Source organism: Gemmatimonadota bacterium (assembly GCA_026706345.1).
Taxonomy (GTDB): domain Bacteria; phylum JAAXHH01; class JAAXHH01; order JAAXHH01; family JAAXHH01; genus JAAXHH01.
Genome location: JAPOYX010000264.1, coordinates 1 through 2,696 on the forward strand (window position 1 = coordinate 1; position 2,696 = coordinate 2,696).

Below are 2,696 nucleotides of genomic sequence, written 5' to 3' on the forward strand. Positions count from 1 at the left end.
TTGCGACTGCCGATGGACTTTTAAGGTCCTGTCGAGTTATTGCGCCGTCACACCAACTTCACGTAGTGTGATGCCGAATCAGGCCGCCTATCGAGCCGACAAAGAAGAAAAGCATGGAGTCATTTTTTCGGTTGATCATCCGTTTTCGATGGCTGGTCATCATACTGGCCCTGGCCAGTACGGTTCTGGCCATACTCCCCCTGCAAAGCCTGCGCTTTGAGGGCGATGTCGAGGCAAATTTCCCGGCCGACGACCCGGTCATCAACTATAACAAGATGGTCGAGGAACGCTTCGGCGTACGCGATCTCATCCTGGTCGGTGTCTTCAATGACAATCCCGATGAAAACGGCGTCTTCAACCCGCGCACCCTGGGCATTGTCAAAGAGTTCTCGGAAAAAATCGCCCTGCTGCCGGGCATCAAGGCGGTCCGCGACGAAGATGTGGCCAGTGTCGCGACCATGGACAACATCACCGGCACGACCGACGGCATGAACGTTGATCCGTTCATGGAAACCGTGCCCCACACCCCCTCCGCTCTGGCCAGCCTCAAACGTAGCCTGTTCGCCAACAGCATGTTCGTCAACTGGGTCGTGTCACAGGACGGCACCGGGCTGCTGATTATGGCCAAGATGGAGCCGGGGGAGGGCACGCAGGAAAGCTCGGCCCAACGGATAGCGGTGTATACCACGATCCGCGACATGGTTCAGGAAAAAAAAGCGGCCGGTGTGCCTGAATCCTGCCACGTGGCCGGCCGCGGCGCGCTTGAGGTCAACTTTGAACGCGAGGGCCAGCGCGATATGGAAACCTTCCTGCCCCTGATCCTGGTGGTGATTGTCACCACCCTGTACTGTACCTATCGCAGCCTGCGCGGCGTCCTGCTGCCCCTGGCCGTCGTGGTCGCCGCGGTGATCTGGACCCTGGGCACCATGGCCGCCACCGGCTTCCCGATGTTCTTCATCACCTCAATGATGCCGGTCGTGCTGATGGCGATCGGGGTCGCCGACGGCATTCATATTCTGAGCCGCTATTACGACGAACTGCTGGAACACCCGGACACGTCCTCGTCCGCGGCCGTGCTCGCCGCCATGCGCGAGATGTGGCAACCCGTCGTTTTGACCTCCCTGACCACCGCCGCCGGCTTCTTATCCTTTCTGACCTCGGCCATGGTCCCGATACGCTATTTTGGCGTCTTTACCGCGGTCGGCATCCTGGCCGCCATGGTCTTCTCGCTGACCCTGATGCCGGCCCTGCTGAGCCTGCTGCCGCCGACCGTCAGCCGCGGCCTGCGCCGGCAGATGCACCGCAGCGGCGACCTGGCCGCCACCGGCTGGGCGGCCAGCCTGCTATCCCGCCTGGGGCGGGGCGTGGCCCGGCGTCCGGCGGCGGTGTGGGTCCCGACGGCGCTCGTCGTCGGGCTGTGCCTGTTCGGTGCCCAGCACATCGTGGTTGATGCGTCGGTCATTCGCATGTTTGACGCGCGCCACGAACTGCGCGTCGGCGACACCATCCTGCGCGAAAACTTTCAGGGCACCATACCCATCTATGTGGCGATTGAGGGCCAGGAAGCAGACCGCCTCAAAGACCCGCAACTGCTGGCCCAGCTCGACCGCCTCCAGGCCACGGTCGAGCAAGACCCCCAGGTTGGCGGCTCGCTGTCGCTGGCGGAATACATCAAACGCATGAACCGGGTCATGAACGAGGATCGCGCAGAGATGGAAACCGTTCCCAGCTCGCGGGACCTGGTTGCCCAGTATCTGCTGTTGTACTCGTTCTCCGGCGATCCCGACGACTTTGATGAAATCGTCGACTATGACTACCAGCACGCCAACGTCACGGTCTATCTGCGGTCGGATAGAACCCGGGATGTCGAACGGGTGGTGGGGACGATCCGAGACTTTGCCATCCAGGAATTTGGCCATAACGGAGACACCGACGCGGCCGCCCACGACGCCCCGATGGTCCGTTTTGGCCGCTGGCTGGCTGGTATTCAACCCACCGTTCTTGGCTGGGAAACCAACAGCGGTTTTCGGATCGGCATTGCCGGCAACGGCTATATGCTGAACCGGATGAACGAACTGGTCGTGTCCGGCCAGCTGTCGAGTCTGGTCACCTCGCTGGGCGCGGTCTTTGTGCTGACCGCCCTGATGTTCCGTTCCTGGGTCGCGGGCCTGATCAACGTCATTCCGATCAGCCTGGTTATGATTTTCAGCTTTGGTCTGCTGGGTCTGCTCAACATCCCGCTGGAGGTCGGCAAATCGCTGACCGCGTCCATGGTCATTGGCATCGGCATTGATTATACGATCCACTTTCTCAACAAGTATCGGGTCAAGGTCCGGGACGGTCTGACCGACCCGGTCCACATCACCGCCGCGACCATGGCCACCTCGGGTAAGGCCATCTTTTTTAATGCCGTGGTCGTCATCGGCGGCTTCCTGGTCTTTCTGACTTCGAGCTTCCGCCCCAACTTCTACCTCGGCGCCATGCTGTCGCTCAATATGGGAGCGTGTTTGCTCGTCTCAATGACGGTGCTACCGGCAATCCTGAACCGGTTCCGGCCCCGCTTTGTGTACGGCGAAAAGGTCGGTGTGAAGAGCTAGAGCAGTTTCTTCTTCCCCCACAGATTCGACAGGAGCCGAACCCCCATGGCCGTCTCCCGCTTCCCCGCCCTTCGCACTATGCGCTTCGACCGCCGTTAC

At 61.0% G+C, this 2,696-nt stretch carries 1 protein-coding gene; it reads left to right on the forward strand.

What is annotated here, in order from left to right; all coding sequences use genetic code 11:
- Positions 1 to 113 precede the first annotated feature (113 nt).
- A complete protein-coding gene (locus OXG98_18225) occupies positions 114 to 2,597 on the forward strand; it encodes an MMPL family transporter (protein ID MCY3773947.1) in 2,484 nt (827 codons plus the stop codon).
- Positions 2,598 to 2,696 lie beyond the last annotated feature (99 nt).